A 17,543-nucleotide genomic window follows, 5' to 3' on the forward strand; every position below is an offset into this window, starting at 1 on the left:
TTTTCTAGCGTTGATGGGGGACAACTGAGGTCCCACCCCAAGTTAACACGGCGGGCAGCGCGGATCTTGTCAACAACGCGGAGCCGCTGAATCAAGTCCAAACGCGGGAACGAACGCTTGACTGAAATCACCCGCTCCGCATATTCTGAACGAACGGTCGGTAATTTATTAGGAGCAACCATGGCATCGCAGAATCTGCAGTCAGTGCCCGCTGAGCTGTCCCCGGAAGAGCAGGAGCGGGAGGCGGCCGGTCAGGCGTATTTTGATCGCATCATTTCGGAGGACTCGCGCATTGAACCGCGCGACTGGATGCCGGCGGCTTACCGCAAGACTTTGCTGCGCCAGATCTCGCAGCACGCACACTCGGAAATCATCGGCATGCAGCCGGAAGCCAACTGGATCACCAGGGCGCCGAGCTTGAAGCGCAAGTCAATCCTCATGGCCAAAGTTCAGGACGAGGCCGGTCATGGCCTGTACCTCTATTCGGCCGCTGAGACCCTGGGCCAGTCCCGGGACCAGATGATGGAAGACCTGATCGCCGGTAAGGCCCGGTACTCGTCCATCTTCAACTACCCCACGATTTCCTGGGCAGACATGGGAGCCATCGGTTGGCTTGTTGATGGCGCTGCCATCTGCAACCAGGTGCCCTTGTGCCGTGCCTCGTACGGTCCTTACGGTCGCGCAATGGTGCGCATCTGCAAGGAAGAGTCGTTCCACCAGCGCCAGGGTTTCGAAATCCTGCTTGAACTCTCCAACGGCACACCTGCCCAGAAGCAGATGGCCCAGGATGCAGTGAACCGCTGGTACGCACCATCTCTGATGATGTTCGGCCCGCCGGATGACGATTCACCTAACTCCAAGCAATCCATGGCCTGGAACATCAAGCGCTTCAGCAATGACGAGCTGCGCAGCCGGTTCGTGGGCATGATGGTGGAGCAGGTCCGGGTACTCGGCCTGACCCTGCCTGATAAGGACATCCGTTTCAACGAAGAAACCAAGAAGTGGGAGCACGGACCTTTGGACTGGAACGAGTTCAAGGAAGTCCTGGCCGGCCGCGGTCCCTGCAACTCGCAGCGCGTCGAGCGCCGCCGCGAGGCACACGAAAATGGTGCCTGGGTTCGCGAAGCCGCCGTGGCCTACGCCCGCAAGCAAGCACAGAAAGAGAACGCAGCATAATGGCTCCTCACGGTAACCCGGAAGCACCGGCCAGCGCCGCCAGCGAAATCAACCGCGAGGCCCCCAAGGTTGCGGCCACCACCAACGTTGAAAGCACGACGACGGCACCGGCCTCAGGCCCGGACGTCGCCTCGCATGGGGCGAAGGAAGAGTCTCCCTGGTCACTCTGGGAGGTTTTTGTGCGCTCCAGCCGCGGCCTGTCCCACGTGCACGCCGGTTCCTTGCACGCACCGGATGCGGCCATGGCCCTCCGGAATGCCCGGGATCTGTACACCCGCCGCAATGAAGGTGTCTCCATTTGGGTTGTCCCGGCCGAGGCGATTTCCTCCAGCGATCCCGATTCCAAGGGTTCCTTCTTCGAATCTCCGCAGGGCAAGGATTACCGCCACGCAACGTACTACACCAAGAGTGAGGGCGTGAAGCACCTGTGACTACCGAAGACGTGAGCACCAAAGACGTGAGCACCAAAGACGTGACTACCAAAGATACTGACTTCGCAATCGAAGGCCACGGCGACATCTCCGTTGGCGTGCACGGAGCAGGTGCGTCCGGTGACGGTTCGGCAAGCGCCACCCGCATCACGCCGGGCAACGCATTGCGCCCGGAGGACATTGCCCTTGAGATCAGCCGGGGACAGGTCAAGCCCACCGACGATGTTGCAGAGTTTGCCCTGCGCATCGGCGACGATGGCCTGATCCTCGCCCAGCGCCTGGGCCACTGGATTTCCCGTGCCCCCGAGCTTGAGGAAGACATTGCCCTCGGCAACATCGCACTGGACCAGTTGGGCCATGCAAGATCGTTCCTGACCTATGCCGGTGCCGCCTGGGGCAAGTCCGAGGACGACCTCGCGTACTTCCGCCGCGAACACGAATTCCGTTCCGCGCACCTGTTTGAGCAGCCCAACGGCGATTTCGCGGTGACCATCGCCCGTCAGTTCATTGTGAGCTTCTACCAGTTCGAGCTCTACACCAAGCTCATGGAGTCCACCGATCCCACCATCGCTGCCATCTCCGCGAAGGCCGTGAAAGAGGTGGATTACCACCGCGACCACAGCGCACAGTGGGTGCTTAGGCTCGCCGGCGGCACTGATGAGTCCCGTGCACGCATCATCCAAGGCTTCAAGCTGGTGTGGCCGTATGTGGACGAACTCTTCGAGGATGACGATCTCACCACCCGCCTGGCTGAAGCTGGAGTTACTGTTCAGCCTTCCAGCCTCCGTGCGGAATTCGATCGCCTCACCGGCAACATCATGGCCGAGGCAGAGCTGGAAGTTCCCGGTGTCCCGCAGTCATTGGGCGGCGGGCGGCACGGCAAGCACTCCGAGTTCCTGGGCTACATCCTGGCTGAAATGCAGGTCCTGGCCCGCGAGCATCCAGGCGCGAGCTGGTGACCAGCATGGCGACGCAGTCAAAGACAGCTGAGCAGCGGGCCTGGGACATCGCGTCCACGGTCTGCGATCCGGAAATCCCGGTCCTCACCATCGAGGACTTGGGGATTCTTCGCGGCGTGCGGGTTGTTGAGTCGACTGAGGCGGCCACCGCAGACGGCCGGCACGACGGCGGCACCGCAACTACCGCCGTCGAGGTCACCATCACGCCCACGTACTCGGGTTGCCCGGCGATGGATGCCATTGGTGACGACCTGCGGACAGCCTTCCAAAAGGAGGGTTACGCGAGCGTGCACGTAAACCTGGTGCTGTCTCCGGCGTGGACCACTGACTGGATGACCGAGTCCGGCAAGGCCAAGCTGGAGGAGTACGGGATTGCCCCGCCCAGCGGCATGGCTGCCGCCGGGGGCCACTCCGGTCCTATTCGCCTGAGCCTGGCTGTGAAATGTCCGCAGTGTTCGTCGTTGAACACCAAGGAAATCACCCGCTTTGGTTCCACATCCTGCAAGGCGTTGTTCGTCTGCCAGGACTGCAAGGAACCGTTCGACTACTTCAAAGTCCTATAAGGAATTCCATGACCACCGAAACCCAGACGGCCAGCCGCCGTCGTGCGTCTTTCCACAACCTGACCGTCGCGGAAGTCCGGCGCCTCACGGACGATGCCATTGAGGTCACGTTTGGTGTTCCGGCCGAGCTTGCCGGGCAGTACGACTACCTCCCGGGGCAGTACGTCGCCCTGCGCGCCACGCTGCCGGATGAGAACGGTGAGCCGCACGAGGTCCGCCGCAGTTACTCGATTTGCGCAGAGCCGCGCAGCTTTGAGGACGGCAGCAGCGAGATCCGCGTGGCCATCAAAAAAGACCTGGGCGGCCTTTTCTCCACGTGGGCCAACGCCGAGCTCAAAGCCGGGGATGTCCTGGATGTGATGAGCCCGCAGGGTGCGTTCATCTCCCGGCACGGCAGAGACGGCGCCTCGGTTCAGCACAACGTCATGAACTCCATGAACCACCCGGAGGAGCTGGCGGGGGAGCCGGGCAACTTCGTGGCGATCGCCGCGGGTTCGGGCATCACGCCGGTCATCGCCATCGCCCGGACGCTGCTGGCCGCCAATCCGGAGACAACTTTTGACCTGGTGTACGCCAACAAGGCTGCCATGGACGTGATGTTCCTCGAAGAGCTGGCGGACCTGAAGGACAAGTACCCGTCCCGCCTGGCATTGCACCACGTGTTGTCCCGCGAGCAGCGCATTGCGCCGCTGATGACCGGACGTATCGATTCCGAGAAACTTCAGGCCCTGCTCAGCAGTGCCATCCGTGCCGAGGACGTGGACGAATGGTTCCTGTGCGGGCCGTTTGAGTTGGTCCAGTTGTGCCGCGACACCCTCGCTGCCCGGGGCGTGGAGCCCGAGCATGTTCGGTTCGAGCTGTTCACCACGGGCCGTCCGGATCGTCCCGAGGGCAACGCCGGCCGCCCGGTTGTGGAGGACGAGTCGCAGGACACCTACAAGATCACCTTCACCCTGGATGGGTTGACCGGTGATGTTGCCAGCCCCACCCACGCCCGCGAGTCCATCCTCAACGCTGCATTGCGCGTCCGCCCGGACGTTCCGTTCGCGTGCGCCGGCGGCGTTTGCGGCACCTGCCGTGCCAAGCTGATCACCGGTACGGTGACCATGGATGAGAACTACGCCCTTGAACAGGACGAGCTGGACAAAGGCTACGTCCTCACCTGCCAGTCCCACCCCACCAGCGAAGAAGTTACCGTCGACTTCGACGTCTAAGGAGTCCCATGATCGAGCTCTCCCTTGCCAACGGCATTGCCGAAATCGTCCTCAACTACCCGGACAAGCTGAACTCGCTCAACGAGGACGCGCTTGCCCAGCTGGACAAAGCGTACGACGACGCTGCTACCGCCGCCTCACGCGGTGAGGTGCGGGCGCTGCTGCTTCGCGGAGAAGGCCGCGCCTTCTGTGCCGGGCGCGACATTTCAGGGGTGACACCGGAAACCGATGATGCCCAGGCTTATCTTGGCGGACTTGTTGAACCGCTGCTGAGGAAGATGGCTGCGTTCCCGGCGCCCACGTTTGCCGCCGCGCACGGCGCCTGCCTGGGGGTTGGGCTGGGACTGCTGCTGGCCACGGACGTGGTGTACGTGGCGGACAACGCCAAGTTCGGTTCACCCTTTGCCAAGCTTGGGGCCACGTTGGACTCGGGCGGGCACTGGTACTTCACGGAACGTTTGGGCATGCACCGCACGCTGGACCTGATATACACCGCGGACCTTATTTCCGGGGCGGAAGCCGTGGAGCAAGGAATGTTCAGCCGGGCGATGCCGGCGGATGTTTTGCTGGACGAGACGCGGGCCATAGTCGCGCGCGTGGCCATTGGTGCCACTGAGGCCTTCAATGCTTCCAAGGAACTGGTGGCGCACATCCGCGATCAGCGCCTGGGCCTGTGGGCATCCATGGCCGAGGAAAACTCGGAGCAGGCACGGCTGTGCAAAACCGACGACTACGCCGAAGGTTTCCGTGCGTTCCAGGAGAAGCGGGCTCCCGTATTCAAGGGGTGACTGGTGGCCGTGGCCGCGACTACCGAAACTCTTCATGCGCTGAGAAGGTTCGGATTCACCAACTGAAGGTGTTGGTGATTGCACGGTCGGTCTTGTAGTCGGCCTTATCCGGATAGGCCCAGCGAAGGATTTTGTACTCGTCTCCCCGATGTATTGCTTCAATGGCAACAAACTCCTGGTTTCCCGCCCGGTTGAACTCCACCACTATTCCGAGAGTCTTTTCTTTCCCGGGAATCAGCTGGTAGATCTTGGGCACCCACATTATTGGCTCTTGGTTGGCCTCTTGCTTGGCAGCTGCTTCCGCTTCGCTTTTCTTACAGTCGTCCACGCTTTGTTCACTGGAACTGTCCAGGTGCTCGCAGAATTTGCCGTTGTGACCCGCCAACGAGTAAGCGAAGGTGGTGCCGAGATCGCTGGCTTTGGCGTCGTCGTGCCCCTGAGCGCATCCACTCAGGACAAGGGTGGCCGCTGCAAGCAATGCCACCGCTGTCAGGTACTTCCTCATGCTGTGTTGCTCCTATTTTGCTGCCTGGCCGGCAAGCACCTTGGCTAATTCTTCGTTGCCTAGTTTCATCCATGCCGAATCCGTTGAGCCCTGCAATGCGGCTTCCGGACTCTGCGTTTGGACCCACCATTTGGCTTCGAAGACGCGCTGGTCCAGCATCACCCGGTCGCCCTTGTGGTAGACGGTTGTGGCAGACCACGCAGGGTAAGTTCCTAGGGGCACGGTGACCTCAGGCTGGGGCCGGTCGCCGGGCAGGACGGGCCCGATCAGTTTCCAAGGGGCCGCTGCCCGGTCCGGGACGGGGTCATTGGGAACGTCCTCTTTTGTCCACCACTTGGCCTCGTAGACGTTGCCTTGCCACACGATCCTGTCCGACTGCACGTACGTGGCTACCGGCGACCACACCGGGTAGGGGCTGGTGGCTGGGTCATCCACTACGGCGGTGGCAGTGGTGGTTGGCAACAGCGGGGTGGGCGAGGCCGTTGCTTTGGAGTCAATGTCCATGCCCAGGACGTCGGAGAAACGCGCGGCGCCTTGTGGCACACCGCTGCAGGCGTCGGATACCACAGTCAGGGTGGGGTAGTTCGGCCCGCATTCGGCATCCCGGTTCAAGGACCACATGGACATGCGGCCAACACCCTTGCTCTGCGCGAAATCATGCAAACCCTGGGCGTCGGACAGGGTGAACACGTCAGCCACGATGTCGTTCTGGCCGATCATGGGGGTCAGGCCTATCTTGCGCCACAGGGTCTGTGCACCGAGACTTTGCCGCGCCGCCGAGTAGACATTGTCCAACTGGGCATGGGTAGCCTCGGCTGCCGCGATGGAGGCCTGCAGCATGGACTGCCCGGCCGCGCGGCTTTCACCAAAGTCCATGGTCATGATGTTCACACCGGTCAGTTCCACGCCTGCTGAGAGCATCTGCTCGACGGCGGCTGTTCCGTCAGGGGTCAAGCCCGTGGGCGCCACGGGTAGCGTCAGCCAGACGGACAGGCTCTTGCCCTCGGCCTGCCGGTCTTTTTGAACAGCGGCAATGGCTTTGCTTTGCCGTGCAAGGGCGGCCTTGTCTGCCAGCGCAGCGCCCTCGATGTCCAGGTCAATGGTGTTGAGTTGGTAGCGGTCCACCACGGTTGCGTAAGCCTGGTGGAGCCGTTCGTCGTCGGTACATGCGGTGGCGAGTTCCTGGTTGGACAACCCGCCGAAGGAAACAGCTATATCGCCGCCGGTCTGCCGGAGGCGGGCTATGCGCCGGTCAAGATCAAGGTCTGAAGCGGCTGCGTCCAGGCTGTAGAAGGATCCCCAAGAGGGGGTGCATCCGTCCTTGGCATCGGCCACGATGAAGGACAGGACTACTGATTTGCTGGTGGCGCCGGCCGGTTGCTCAAACGCGTACCGGGGTGTTGCCGTCACATCAACGTATCCCATGAAATGCGATGGTGACGCTGCCGCGGCACGGGTATCGGTGTAATTACGCCAGGAAACCACGCCGGCACCTACAACTACCGCTACGACGGCCAGCAGCACGGAGAGCCGAACCCAGGACAACTTTCGCCCAGGAAAGTGCTTCGACATTATTCCCCCAACATAATAAATTTCCCTAGACCGCATTGGAATCCAAGGCTCCTGTTATCGATTACTATAAGGGCAATTGGCGACGCTTCTGCCACGGAAGCGGACGTTCAACCGGCTATGCGGCCGGAAGGCGCGTTTCGCAGTCTGATGGGGAATAATGACGGACCAGTTGGTTGATTTATCCGACGTCGAGCGGGATCCTAAAGAGCATCCTGCGGACCGTCCGGAAAATGCAGGTAGGAAGAGGCAATGGGGGTCTGAGCGGCGGTCTGAACCGTTGGCTATTGTTCATCCGACGCCGTCTTCCCGGAAGATCGTGCTCGGCAGGCTCGCCATGCTTGTGACGGTAGGGGCTTGGCTCTACTACGTGGTTTCCACCATTATTCGGCAGTTTGTTGACAACCCGAACTCGGGATTCCGATTCGGATTTGAGTCTATTTCCTACCTCATTGTTGTGACGTTCTTGACCTTTTCCGCCTTGATGTACCTTATGGCGCGGCAAGGGGCGCTGTACCGGTTCAAGGAGCATCGCAGGGTACCCCGAGGCGAACTTGACGCCCACTTTGCCAACTATAAAGAGGCCGTGACGGTGTTGGTGCCCTCCTATGCCGAAGAACCGCAGGTGGTCAGGGGAACGCTGTGGTCGGCTGCACTCCAGGAGTTTCCGGATTTGCGGGTGGTCTTGCTCTTGGACGATCCACCGCACCCTACTGAGCCGGAAAAGATTCACCGCCTTGAACAGACCAGGGCGCTGGCGGGTCAGATCGCGGATGCTTTGTCCTCCCCGGCGGAACGTGCGAACAAAGCCCTGAATACCTTCCGGGAGAGGCGCGGATTGCTCCTTCAAGAGGGGAGCCGGGGCGTAAATCAAGCAGACAAAGCCCATGAGCTCGGTCTCCTGATTGCGGAATATGAAGCGGCCGTGGAGTGGCTGGAAGCGATGGCTGAAGCCGAGACTGTAGAAGACCATGTGGACGAGTTCTTTGTGGACCTGGTCATCATGGGACTGGCACGTGAACTGAGGCTCGTTCTGTTGGCGCTGGACGCCGCAAAAGCCCAAAACACGGCGCCCAGCCCCGAACGGATGGAGCAGCTTTACCTACGGCTCACGTGGATTTTCAATGTCCGCACTGAGACTTTTGAACGTAAGCGCTACGCCAGCCTTTCCCACGAGGCGAATAAGGCCATGAACCTCAACGCCTACATCTCCCTCATGGGTAAGCGGTGGCGGCGGGAAGAGACAGCCGGGAGCGTGGTGCTTCGCCCGTCCCTGGTTCCGCGTGAAGACGATGTGTTGGTTCCGGACAGCACCTATTTGCTGACATTGGACGCCGATTCTCTACTGCTGCGGGACTACTGCCTGCGGTTGGTCTATTTCCTGGAATCTGCGGGCAACGAGCGTGTGGCAGTTACGCAGACCCCGTATTCGTCGTTCCGCGGTGCGCCCACCCGCATCGAGAGGATTGCCGGTGCCACCACGGATATTCAGCACATCCTCCATCAAGGAATGACGTTCCATGGAGCCACTTTCTGGGTGGGTGCCAACGCGATTATCCGCAAATGCGCCATTGAGGACATCGTTGAAGTTGAAACGGTTGGCGGGTTCGAAATTCGAACCTATATTCAGGACCGGACCGTCATTGAGGACACGGAATCCAGCATTGACCTGGGAACCCACGGATGGACCCTGGTGAATTATCCGGAGCGTTTGAGTTACAGCGCCACGCCGCCGGACTTCGGTTCCCTGGTGGTGCAGCGTCGACGCTGGGCAAATGGCGGACTGCTGATCCTTCCCAAGCTCTGGAACCAACTCTCGCAGCGGCGAAGTCAACGCCAACGGATACTGATCCGCGAGGTTCTCCTGCGCGTCAATTACATGGCGTCTATTACCTGGGCCAGCTTTGGGCTTCTATTCCTCTTGGCGTACCCCTATGACAGTAGGCTCCTCAGCCCTGCAGTCTTCATTGCCGCCCTGCCGTACTTCCTCTGCATGGGGTCGGACCTCCGCGATTGTGGCCACCGCTTCAGCGACATATTCCGCATCTATGGCTTCAACCTCATCCTGCTGCCGGTCAACCTGGCCGGTGTTTTGAAGTCTCTCCAGCAAGGCCTCACAGGGGACAAGATTCCCTTTGTCCGAACCCCCAAGGTCAAGGACCGCACAGCAGCCCCCGCCATCTACGTTCTCATTCCCTACGCAATCGTCGCGTTCTCTGTCCTGACGGTTTGGCGGGACGCCCAACAGGGCAATTGGGGCAACGTCGCTTTCGCCTCACTGAACGCGGTGTTGGCCATGTGGTGCATCCAGGCATACATCGGCTTGTGGAACTCCGTGGTGGATGTTGTCCTGGGGGCGGTCAACTGGCTTTACGTTGAACCGAAGAAGAAGGTCAAGCCGGAATCGTTGGTTGTTCCCAAGACTCCCGAGGAAGTGGATTGGGAATCCATCCTCTACCACGGTGACCGCCGGCTCAACCGTGACCTCCGCGGCGGGACGGACCGCCGTCGTCGAATTTCACTGCGGTAGTCGATTTACGGAGGCTTATCAAAAAAACAGGGCCTTCCGCCTGATGGCGGAAGGCCCTGTTTTGTTGATCGGATCTAGTCGGACCAGATGCCTCCGTCGAGCAATGCCACGGCACTGTCGAGGATGCCGTCGCTGGTGTCAGCAACAGCAATTTCCACGGTGACAGGAACGCCTGGTTGCACCGGAACTGAACACGTAAGGGCGGTGGTCATACCGTCCATGGCGGTGTTGAATCCGCTTGCTCCGGCGGTGTTGTCAATGTAATAGCTTTGGTTCGTGTGATCGTTGACGCTGTTTACGCTGATCGGGGTTTGTGTCCCGGGTACCAACGCGCAGTTGGTGCCGTTGACAAAGACGCCCATGACGTCGTTGTAGTTGCTGCCTACATACTCCGGGTATTCTTCGCTGGCGAAGAAATACCGAACGTGAAGAGTGTCACCGGAGGGAACAACTTTTGCCCAGTACGAGGCTGCATCGAACGTGGGCAGACCTCCAATGAATTCGGACAACGTGGTGTTACCAGGGGTTCCCAAATCGCTGGAAGCCTCCTGTCCGGGTGTTCCCACAGAGTTCTGCATGTTGCCTGTTGACAGGATCCACGCAGCACCACCGGGGCCGTAGTCAGTGGCCCGGCCCCACTGGGACGAGTCCCCGGCGCCGCCCTTTTCCTGTACTGCAATGCCGTCACCGAAGACTTCTTCGGTGACGTCGTCAACCGGCGGCGTCACGGGCTTGCAGAGGTCGCCTTGCCAGAGGACAAGGTTCTTGGTGAGTTCCTTCTTCCACTCATCTGTCAGCTTCATGCCAAAGACCTCGACGCCGGCAATCACGCCTATCCTCCCTGCCAGTCCCACCTCGTGGGCGCACGTTTCAGGCCCGGTGGCGTACTTTGCATAGGCATCGAAACCACCCGTGAGGCCAGCAATTCCGTACAACTTGGCAGTCAGTGTGGGGCCGATGGTTACGGAAGACTCGCTGGTCAACTGCGGTCCTTGGAACGTTGCCTCAGCGTTGCCGCCGTACTCAGCTACAGGCTGGAAGTTGCCGTCTTTATAGGACATACCAACCGTGGTGGTCGCAGACGCCGCCGCCGTGACGAACGTATCTGCCGTCCATTCGCTCTTGGCCTTGAGATCAATGGAGGAAATGAACTGGATTTCCACAGGCACAGGTCCCACTTGGACGTGAGCCCAGGTGTTGACGGTTCCCAGGTTCTTCTCGGCCGTTCCGGTCAAAGTACCCGTTGCCCTGGCTGTCGTTTCAGCGGACAAGCCCGTGTCCAACGTGAATTTAGCCTGCTTTAGTGAGGCCCAGTGGATATCTACTTCGGCGTTTACATTGGAACTGACGCCGAATTCGCTGCTGAGTGCCAGCGTGCCGGTGCCTTCTACATCCACAGTCTTCCACGCTGTGCCGGTTACGGATTTACTCAGAGTGTCGGAGAACTTGAAGGTCTTCTCGAAAATGGGCAGTGACACGTCACTGGCTGTGGCCAGTTCATCTGCCGGAATTCGCCCGCCATTGCGGTTGAAAGGAGCAGCGGATGCCTGGGCGTTGTCGATCACTTCGACGCCGTCGGCGGGAAGGAACTCTTGCTTGACGATGGTGGTGGTTGGCGTCACCAGGCCGTTGGTGTCGTAGATGGCGTCAGGCAGGGTGGCTTGCTGAACAACGGCAGTTTGTTTGCCGTCGGGGGCATTAGTGACCTGCTGGACCCGTACCAGCATCCCGTCTGGGGTGAATTCTGAGAATCCGGATACAAGTACGTTTCCGGGGTCGATATCCGGGGCCCCCGCTCCTACGGAGTTGAAGGTGATGGTGGTATCGCCCTGAATGTACTTCTGTGCCAAGGTGGCGCTGTCAATGATGAGCGTATCCGGCGAGGTGACCACGCCATCCTCGGCTGGCGGCAAAGACAACCGGTAAAGATAGGCCGCCATGGCATCACGATTGATGGGCGAAAGGGGACGGTAAGAAGCAGTACCGTCTCCGTTGTCCCAACCCGTGGCGATTCCCTTCGCATGGAGCCAGGAAATCTCAGTGTAGAACTGCGTGGTGCTGCTGATGTCAGAGAACGGAGGCGTTGTTGGTGCTTGGAATTCAGGCTTATTTTCAAAGCGATAGAGGAAGGCCGCCATCGCATCCCGGTTAATCGCGGATGTGGGCCGGTACTCCCGTTTGCCGTTCCCCACGTCCCAGCCAGTGGAGATTTGTTGCTGATGCAGCCAAGCCATTTCCTTGTAATGCTGCTGGCCCGGACTGACGTCTTGGAACGGCGAGGTGCCGGGTGCCGTGAACTCAGGGCTGCCTGCTAGCCGGTAGAGGAATGCCGCCATCGCGTCACGGTTTATGGCAGTGAGGGGGCGGTATGTTCCATCGGACCAGCCGGTGGAGATTCCCTCATTTGCCAGCCACGACATTTCTTTGGCGAACATCATGCCTGCGGGGACATCGGTGAAGGTAACGGCTTTTTCGGTTTCACCAGCGGCGGTAGCCGCTGTCTGGCCCGTGAGCACCAACGAAGCACAGAAAAAACCAACCATCACGGTACGGCTGGATCGGGAAAAGCGTTGCCTCTTTTGATGCCCCACAGGGGGGATAGGCATGGTGGGGTAAGGCGATCTGCTCAAGGGGCGCTCTCTCATATAACGTCATGTGGCCGTCACCAATTGCCTCACTGGTGATGGACCTGGGTGCGAACGGAAATTTTTATGTTGCTTTAGTTGCAATACTGAGCTATTGCGGTGGGCTGGTATCAGCATCTTTTCACTGGGTGTGTAAGTACGCTGGTGCGGTGATCATAAAGGCTTTTTAGTAAATAAGTCCATAAAAGTGCTCGATATTAATTTCCAGCAAACGGCTGGGCAGCCGGTAAGCACCACGTCCCCGATGGCGGCGTTTCTATATCGAATCGCGGACAAGGCCCGCTAAGGCGTCGCAAAAGCGGGTCCGGCTCATAGTGAGCCGGACCCGCTTTTTTGGTGGCCCCTTACGGGTGGCCGGGCAAAGTCTCGCAGGCTATGCGGTCCTTGTCTGAGTCCAACTTCGCGACGTCCCCGTACCACGGGTAGTACTTGTCGAACCATGCCTGGGCGGCCTGCCACGTACTGAAACTCGTGCAGTTTACGCTGTCACCCGGATTTGCCGGTGGCTGCGGCGTTACCGGCGGCGGAGGTGTGACCGGAGGCTGCGGCGTCACCGGCGGCGGCGTCACGGGAGGCGGCGGAGGCGAACAGGTGCTGCCCGTGATGCCACCGTTGCCGCCGTTGACGAACCGGTACATGAACGCAGCCATGGCGTCACGCGCCACTGGCTGGACCGGGTTATAGGCGCGGCAGCCGTATCCGATGTCCCAGCCGGTGGAGATGCCCTTGGACGCCAGCCACGTGATTTGTTGGTAGAACTGGCTTCCGACCTGGACGTCCACGAATGGAGAAGTGCCAGGAGCAGTGAAGGCGGGGTTGCCCCCGAACCTGTACAGGAAGGCAGCCATGGCATCGCGATTGACCGGGCTGAGTGGGCGATAGGTTGTGGAGCCATCCAGTTCTGTCCAACCCGTGGAAATGCCGCTCGCTGCGAGCCAGGTGATTTCCTTGTAGAACTTGCTCGACGGCGTGATGTCGGCGAAGGGCGACGTCGCCGGGGGTGTGAAGCCAGGTTCGCCGGCCAGTCGATAGAGGAAGGCCGCCATGGCGTCACGGTTCACGGCAGTAAGTGGCCTGTAGGTTCGGCTCCCGTCCGCTTCCACCCAACCGGTGGAGATGCCTTGCGAGGCGAGCCATGCGATTTCCACGTTGAATTGTGTGGACCCAGTGACGTCGCTGAAAGTGACGGGGCCTGGGTCAACGGGTGTGCTTTCAACCGCGATGGTTGGCACAGCAACCGTGGTGGTTCCGCAGCCGCCCTGCAATGTGGACGAAATTGCCGCCGATTCAGCCGCATCCACAGTCAACTGCCAACGGTATTTTACGAGGACCCAGTCCGTGACGTATCGGCAAGCAGTCCCAGCCAGTGGAGGCATCCACTCTGCCGGATCGCGGTCGCTTTTGGACTGGTTCACATTGTCTGTCACAGCTTCCAAGGCCACGTTCAACGTGAGGTCGTTGGCGTAGTCGCGCCGCTGCTCGGCCGTCCAGGCGCTCGCGCCGGAACCCCACGCCTCGGCGAGGGGGACCATATGGTCGATGTCGACGTCGGACGCTACAGTCCAGGTGCCGCCGTCGTACCAGGAATTCCATTGCCCCGTAGCTACGGTGCATCCCGAGCTGAACGTCACCGGCGTCAGGGACTCCTGTTGGAGCACTTCGGAGCGTGTGTCGCAGCCGTCGCCGTCAGCATCTATCCAATGCTGAAAGAGGTCGCGGTTATAGCCGGTGTTCGTTTCTGAAGCGACAGATAACGATGAGAAAAGAGTTGAAACGCTGGCCGTATCTGAGGCCATCGCGGTTTGCGGCATGAAGACAGCCGCCGACGCGGTCAGCGAAAGGATCGCCAACCACGAAAGTGCCTTGGGCATCTGGGTTCCCCATATTCGATTCTGTGCGCTCTGAGCAGCGCATTCTTTGGGATGCTACCCGCAGACACGTCTTGGACAAGGTACGTCGCGGCTCATGGACCGCGTGGCGGGCAGTTATCGTGGACAAATGTGGGTCCGCAAACATCCCTATTTAGCACTGGCCATTGGCTACCTTTTGGTCTTTGCGTTCACAACCTGTGTCTGGCTCATTGTGGGCTCGAATGACTTGGCGGATTCCCTGTCCAAAGCGTTCATGAGTTCCTTGATTTACGTTCTACTGGCGCTGTTCCAGATCAAAAATCTGCGTAAAACACAGAAACGGCTTGATGAAGCCGGCCAGTTCAGGACATTCATCCGTAATCCCGACTCTTTGCCGGGGTCACTCAGCGGGATATGGAACCAAGGTATTGCAACACCGGCTCCGGGGTCGTTGCGTTTCCAGCCTGCTGTGTACGACAACCTGGAACTGTCGGGTAGGTCCACGGAGCTTAACGTGGTGGAAGTTTTGCCGGAGCGCCGGAAAGTGACCGGCAAGGACCGCAAGTACATGCCAGCGTACGGGTTCCGGGCCATAACCCTGATGACAGAGACAAACAAAATAGAACTCGCCGCGAGCCCCGAATCATTGGACAAACTGATTGAAATCGCGGGGCCGGGTTCCATCCAGGCTCCGCGAATGGGTGGATAGTTTCACATCTGCTCAGAGCTGAGCCGCGGCTGCCGCACGCTACCGGCCATGAGAGCCCGGACGAGTAGGACGGCGGACCCAAGCGGCGCCAGGAACGCGGACATCATCACAAGCGGGAGTCCCACCGCGGATGCAGCAAGACCCATCATTGCCACCACAGTGACGCGCGTAAGTCGGCCACCAGCCACGAAACCACCCAACGGCAGTGCGATGGCAAAACCCATAAGGGTTGCTGCAATGAGGATGCCGTTCCACTGCAAGGTGTGGCCGGCTCCCAGGAGCTGCGCGCACCCTTGGACCACCATGGACGCGCATCCAAGAAGAACAGACCACGGCGTAGTGGGCCCCAGGCGAGGGGCAAGTACCCGCCCCGCAAGAACCAGCAAAGGGATGCTGGCGAACGCGCCGTAGGCCAACCCGAGGTTCATGGCGTGGGTGGAATCCGTGGCAATGGGTGCCCAGGTACTCCCCGTAACGGCAAAGACCGCACACGCCAGCCCGACCACCAGCAGTCCCAGCGCGAACGCCGGCTTACCATCAAGGAGTACAGGGCAACAGCCAGGCACGCGGTCCCGGCGATCCACCCCGGAATCATGAAGAGCAGCGTGGAGGATCCAAACCAGCTGTAGCCCTGATTCGCGTCCGCCTCGTCAAAGCGGACGGCCCCGCTCGCTGCGGCCGTCGCCGCCAGCGCCCACGCAGGCACCGCGGCAAGCGCCACAAAGCGGGCGCCAGCGGCAGGTACGCGGCTGGTCAGACGCAACAGCACGACGGCGGAAAGACTCGCGGTGAGCGGGCCGACGAGTCCCGTTAGTATGAAGCGGGCAGGGCCTGTCCATGGGAGATGGAAGGTGTTACTGAAGAAGAGGGCCATACCGCCCAGGAATGCGAGCAAGGATGTAGCTGCGAGCCCCACGGCCCACCCTCTTGTTTCTGGAAAACGACGCACTTGCGCAGATGAAGCCACTTATTGCCAAACTTTTTGGCGGAAACCGCCCCCCACTGATCTCCCGCCATGTGGCAGTGGTTCACATGCTAGCCGGGGATGGACCATCATTTCGCGCCGGGTACAGCATCTATATCCTTGAGAGATGAGTGAAGTCGCGCATTCCACTGTCGCCTTTGAGGGCCGTTTCGCCCGGGAGCTCCCGGAGCTGGCCATTCCTTGGCAGGCGGAGGAAGCACCGGATCCGCAGCTTCTGGTGCTCAACCAGCCGCTCGCCGTCGAACTTGGTTTTGATCCGGATTTTCTCCGGAGCCCGGAGGGCGTACGGCTGCTGATCGGTAATACCATCCCGGAGGAAGCTACACCTGTGGCCCAAGGGTATTCGGGTCACCAGTTCGGTTTCTATTCTCCGCGTTTGGGGGACGGGCGCGCGCTTTTGCTCGGTGAGGTTGCCTGCGCTGACGGGAAGCTCCGCGATGTCCATCTCAAGGGTTCGGGGCGGACGCCGTTTGCCCGGAACGGGGATGGTTTGGCCGCGGTGGGGCCCATGCTGCGGGAGTACATCGTGAGCGAGTCGATGTCTGCACTGAACATCCCCACCACCCGGTCCCTTGCGGTGGTCGCCACCGGGCGGCAGGTTCAGCGGGAGACTCTTTTGCCGGGAGCCGTCCTGACGCGGGTGGCCAGCAGTCACCTGCGGGTGGGCAGTTTTCAGTACGCCAGGGCCAGCAATGACATGGATCTGTTGCGGCGCCTGGCTGATCATGCGATCGAACGCCACCACCCGTCGTCGGGCGGTGAGAGCAACCGGTACCTCGCGCTCCTGAAGGACGTGATTTCTGTCCAGGCGAGACTTCTGGCGCAGTGGATGCTGGTTGGGTTTGTGCACGGCGTGATGAACACGGACAACATGACTGTGTCCGGCGAGACCATCGACTACGGCCCGTGCGCTTTCATGGACGGCTTTGATCCGGGGGCGGTGTACAGCTCCATTGATGAAATGGGACGCTACGCCTACCGTAACCAGCCGCTGATTGCGGAGTGGAACCTGGCCCGGTTCGCCGAATCAATCGCGGCTTTGATCCATGAGGATGAGGAGCAGGCGGTGGCACTTGCCGTTGATGCCCTGGGCGGATTCCGCAAGGAATACAGCGCCACATGGTTCAACGGCATGAAGGCCAAGCTTGGGCTGGTTGAGGAAATTGACGACGCCGTTGCCTCGCCTTTGGTGGATGAGCTCCTTGAGCTGGTCCAGGAGGCGCGCGCAGACTACACGTCGTTCTTCCGCAGTCTCGGCAAGGCGGCCCGCGGGGATGTTGAACCCGCACGCCGTCAGGTCCTGGATTTGGCTGCCTTCGATTCGTGGCTGGCTCGTTGGCAGGATACCGTCCCGGACGCCGATGCCATGGACCGGGTCAACCCGATCTACATTCCGCGCAACCACCTGGTGGAGGAAGCTATTGCTGCTGCAACTGCGGGGGACATGGTCCCAACGGAACAGTTGCTCGCAGCTTTATCTGACCCCTACAGCGAACGCCCTGGCTTGGAAAAGTTCGCCGAGCCTGCACCGGAGAGCTTTGGCCCGTACCGGACTTTCTGCGGTACATAGGGCGGTTGGCGGTTGAAGCTGCTGACAGGCTAGCGACGCAGCCGCCAGG

Annotated in this window: 15 protein-coding genes; 9 read left to right on the forward strand and 6 right to left on the reverse strand. The window is 60.4% G+C overall.

Features of this window, described 5'->3' with window-relative positions:
* The first annotated feature begins 180 nt into the window (after positions 1–180).
* The 6 genes from paaA to EU811_RS09120 are packed head-to-tail and all read left to right on the forward strand — an operon-like array spanning position 181 to position 5,131.
* Positions 181–1,176 (forward strand): 1,2-phenylacetyl-CoA epoxidase subunit PaaA, encoded by a 996-nt coding sequence (gene paaA / locus EU811_RS09095; RefSeq protein WP_024817856.1) that lies wholly within the window; start codon positions 181–183, stop codon positions 1,174–1,176.
* Positions 1,176–1,607, forward strand: coding sequence for a 1,2-phenylacetyl-CoA epoxidase subunit PaaB (gene paaB, locus EU811_RS09100; RefSeq protein WP_142938155.1), 432 nt, complete (start codon positions 1,176–1,178; stop codon positions 1,605–1,607). The genes paaA and paaB overlap by 1 nt, the downstream gene beginning before the upstream one ends.
* Before the next feature lie 41 nt (positions 1,608–1,648).
* On the forward strand, positions 1,649–2,566 hold the full coding sequence (paaC, locus tag EU811_RS09105; protein WP_142938213.1) for a 1,2-phenylacetyl-CoA epoxidase subunit PaaC: 918 nt from the start codon (positions 1,649–1,651) through the stop codon (positions 2,564–2,566).
* 5 nt (positions 2,567–2,571) lie between these two features.
* Positions 2,572–3,129 (forward strand): 1,2-phenylacetyl-CoA epoxidase subunit PaaD, encoded by a 558-nt coding sequence (gene paaD, locus EU811_RS09110; RefSeq protein WP_142938156.1) that lies wholly within the window; start codon positions 2,572–2,574, stop codon positions 3,127–3,129.
* A gap of 8 nt (positions 3,130–3,137) precedes the next feature.
* A complete protein-coding gene (paaE, locus tag EU811_RS09115; protein WP_142938157.1) occupies positions 3,138–4,343 on the forward strand; it encodes a 1,2-phenylacetyl-CoA epoxidase subunit PaaE in 1,206 nt (401 codons plus the stop codon).
* An 8-nt stretch (positions 4,344–4,351) separates the two neighbouring features.
* The gene (locus EU811_RS09120) at positions 4,352–5,131 is read left to right on the forward strand and encodes an enoyl-CoA hydratase/isomerase family protein (RefSeq protein WP_142938158.1); all 780 of its coding nucleotides are present in this window, start codon (positions 4,352–4,354) and stop codon (positions 5,129–5,131) included.
* A gap of 55 nt (positions 5,132–5,186) precedes the next feature.
* On the opposite strand, the gene EU811_RS09125 is transcribed toward EU811_RS09120, so the two are convergent.
* Together EU811_RS09125 and EU811_RS09130 are read right to left on the reverse strand one after the other, a co-directional pair.
* Positions 5,187–5,636 carry a hypothetical protein gene (locus EU811_RS09125; RefSeq protein ID WP_142938159.1) on the reverse strand — a complete coding sequence of 150 codons (450 nt, stop codon included), beginning with the start codon at positions 5,634–5,636 and terminating at the stop codon, positions 5,187–5,189.
* Between the two features lie 12 nt (positions 5,637–5,648).
* The gene (locus EU811_RS09130) at positions 5,649–7,208 is read right to left on the reverse strand and encodes a chitinase (protein WP_142938160.1); all 1,560 of its coding nucleotides are present in this window, start codon (positions 7,206–7,208) and stop codon (positions 5,649–5,651) included.
* 157 nt (positions 7,209–7,365) lie between these two features.
* On the opposite strand from EU811_RS09130, the gene EU811_RS09135 reads away from it, so the two are divergent.
* Entirely contained in the window at positions 7,366–9,735 is a 2,370-nt protein-coding gene (locus EU811_RS09135) for a glycosyltransferase family 2 protein (RefSeq protein WP_238703357.1), read from the forward strand.
* 74 nt (positions 9,736–9,809) lie between these two features.
* Here EU811_RS09135 and EU811_RS09140 read toward each other — a convergent pair whose 3' ends face one another.
* Both EU811_RS09140 and EU811_RS09145 read right to left on the reverse strand, forming a co-directional pair.
* A complete protein-coding gene (locus tag EU811_RS09140; protein ID WP_238703373.1) occupies positions 9,810–12,278 on the reverse strand; it encodes a choice-of-anchor L domain-containing protein in 2,469 nt (822 codons plus the stop codon).
* A 446-nt stretch (positions 12,279–12,724) separates the two neighbouring features.
* The gene (locus tag EU811_RS09145; RefSeq protein ID WP_142938163.1) at positions 12,725–14,251 is read right to left on the reverse strand and encodes a GmrSD restriction endonuclease domain-containing protein; all 1,527 of its coding nucleotides are present in this window, start codon (positions 14,249–14,251) and stop codon (positions 12,725–12,727) included.
* Positions 14,252–14,345: 94 nt separating this feature from the next.
* On the opposite strand from EU811_RS09145, the gene EU811_RS09150 reads away from it, so the two are divergent.
* Positions 14,346–14,939, forward strand: a complete 594-nt coding sequence (locus EU811_RS09150; protein WP_142938164.1) for a hypothetical protein — start codon at positions 14,346–14,348, stop codon at positions 14,937–14,939.
* 2 nt (positions 14,940–14,941) lie between these two features.
* Here the strand turns inward: EU811_RS09150 and EU811_RS24145 are convergent, their stop codons facing one another.
* Positions 14,942–15,367, reverse strand: a complete 426-nt coding sequence (locus EU811_RS24145; protein ID WP_238703358.1) for a hypothetical protein — start codon at positions 15,365–15,367, stop codon at positions 14,942–14,944.
* A complete protein-coding gene (locus EU811_RS24150) occupies positions 15,364–15,855 on the reverse strand; it encodes a hypothetical protein (RefSeq protein WP_238703359.1) in 492 nt (163 codons plus the stop codon). Before EU811_RS24150 ends, EU811_RS24145 begins: the two co-directional genes overlap by 4 nt.
* A gap of 175 nt (positions 15,856–16,030) precedes the next feature.
* On the opposite strand from EU811_RS24150, the gene EU811_RS09160 reads away from it, so the two are divergent.
* Complete coding sequence (locus EU811_RS09160) at positions 16,031–17,494, forward strand: protein adenylyltransferase SelO (protein ID WP_142938165.1); 1,464 nt, start codon at positions 16,031–16,033, stop codon at positions 17,492–17,494.
* Positions 17,495–17,543 lie beyond the last annotated feature (49 nt).

The sequence above is a fragment of the Arthrobacter sp. TS-15 genome (genome assembly GCF_006964045.1).
GTDB lineage: Bacteria > Actinomycetota > Actinomycetes > Actinomycetales > Micrococcaceae > Arthrobacter.

Bases quoted from the DNA above. Each gene is read 5' to 3' on its own strand.
- paaD (WP_142938156.1), top strand. From the start codon at position 2,572: ATGGCGACGCAGTCAAAGACAGCTGAGCAGCGGGCCTGGGACATCGCG.
- paaB (WP_142938155.1), top strand. From the start codon at position 1,176: ATGGCTCCTCACGGTAACCCGGAAGCACCGGCCAGCGCCGCCAGCGAA.
- paaE (WP_142938157.1), top strand. From the start codon at position 3,138: ATGACCACCGAAACCCAGACGGCCAGCCGCCGTCGTGCGTCTTTCCAC.
- paaA (WP_024817856.1), top strand. From the start codon at position 181: ATGGCATCGCAGAATCTGCAGTCAGTGCCCGCTGAGCTGTCCCCGGAA.
- EU811_RS09120 (WP_142938158.1), top strand. From the start codon at position 4,352: ATGATCGAGCTCTCCCTTGCCAACGGCATTGCCGAAATCGTCCTCAAC.
- EU811_RS09160 (WP_142938165.1), top strand. From the start codon at position 16,031: ATGAGTGAAGTCGCGCATTCCACTGTCGCCTTTGAGGGCCGTTTCGCC.
- EU811_RS09140 (WP_238703373.1), bottom strand. From the start codon at position 12,278: ATGGTTGGTTTTTTCTGTGCTTCGTTGGTGCTCACGGGCCAGACAGCG.
- EU811_RS09135 (WP_238703357.1), top strand. From the start codon at position 7,366: ATGACGGACCAGTTGGTTGATTTATCCGACGTCGAGCGGGATCCTAAA.
- EU811_RS24145 (WP_238703358.1), bottom strand. From the start codon at position 15,367: ATGAACCTCGGGTTGGCCTACGGCGCGTTCGCCAGCATCCCTTTGCTG.
- EU811_RS09145 (WP_142938163.1), bottom strand. From the start codon at position 14,251: ATGCCCAAGGCACTTTCGTGGTTGGCGATCCTTTCGCTGACCGCGTCG.
- EU811_RS09130 (WP_142938160.1), bottom strand. From the start codon at position 7,208: ATGTCGAAGCACTTTCCTGGGCGAAAGTTGTCCTGGGTTCGGCTCTCC.
- EU811_RS09150 (WP_142938164.1), top strand. From the start codon at position 14,346: ATGGACCGCGTGGCGGGCAGTTATCGTGGACAAATGTGGGTCCGCAAA.
- EU811_RS09125 (WP_142938159.1), bottom strand. From the start codon at position 5,636: ATGAGGAAGTACCTGACAGCGGTGGCATTGCTTGCAGCGGCCACCCTT.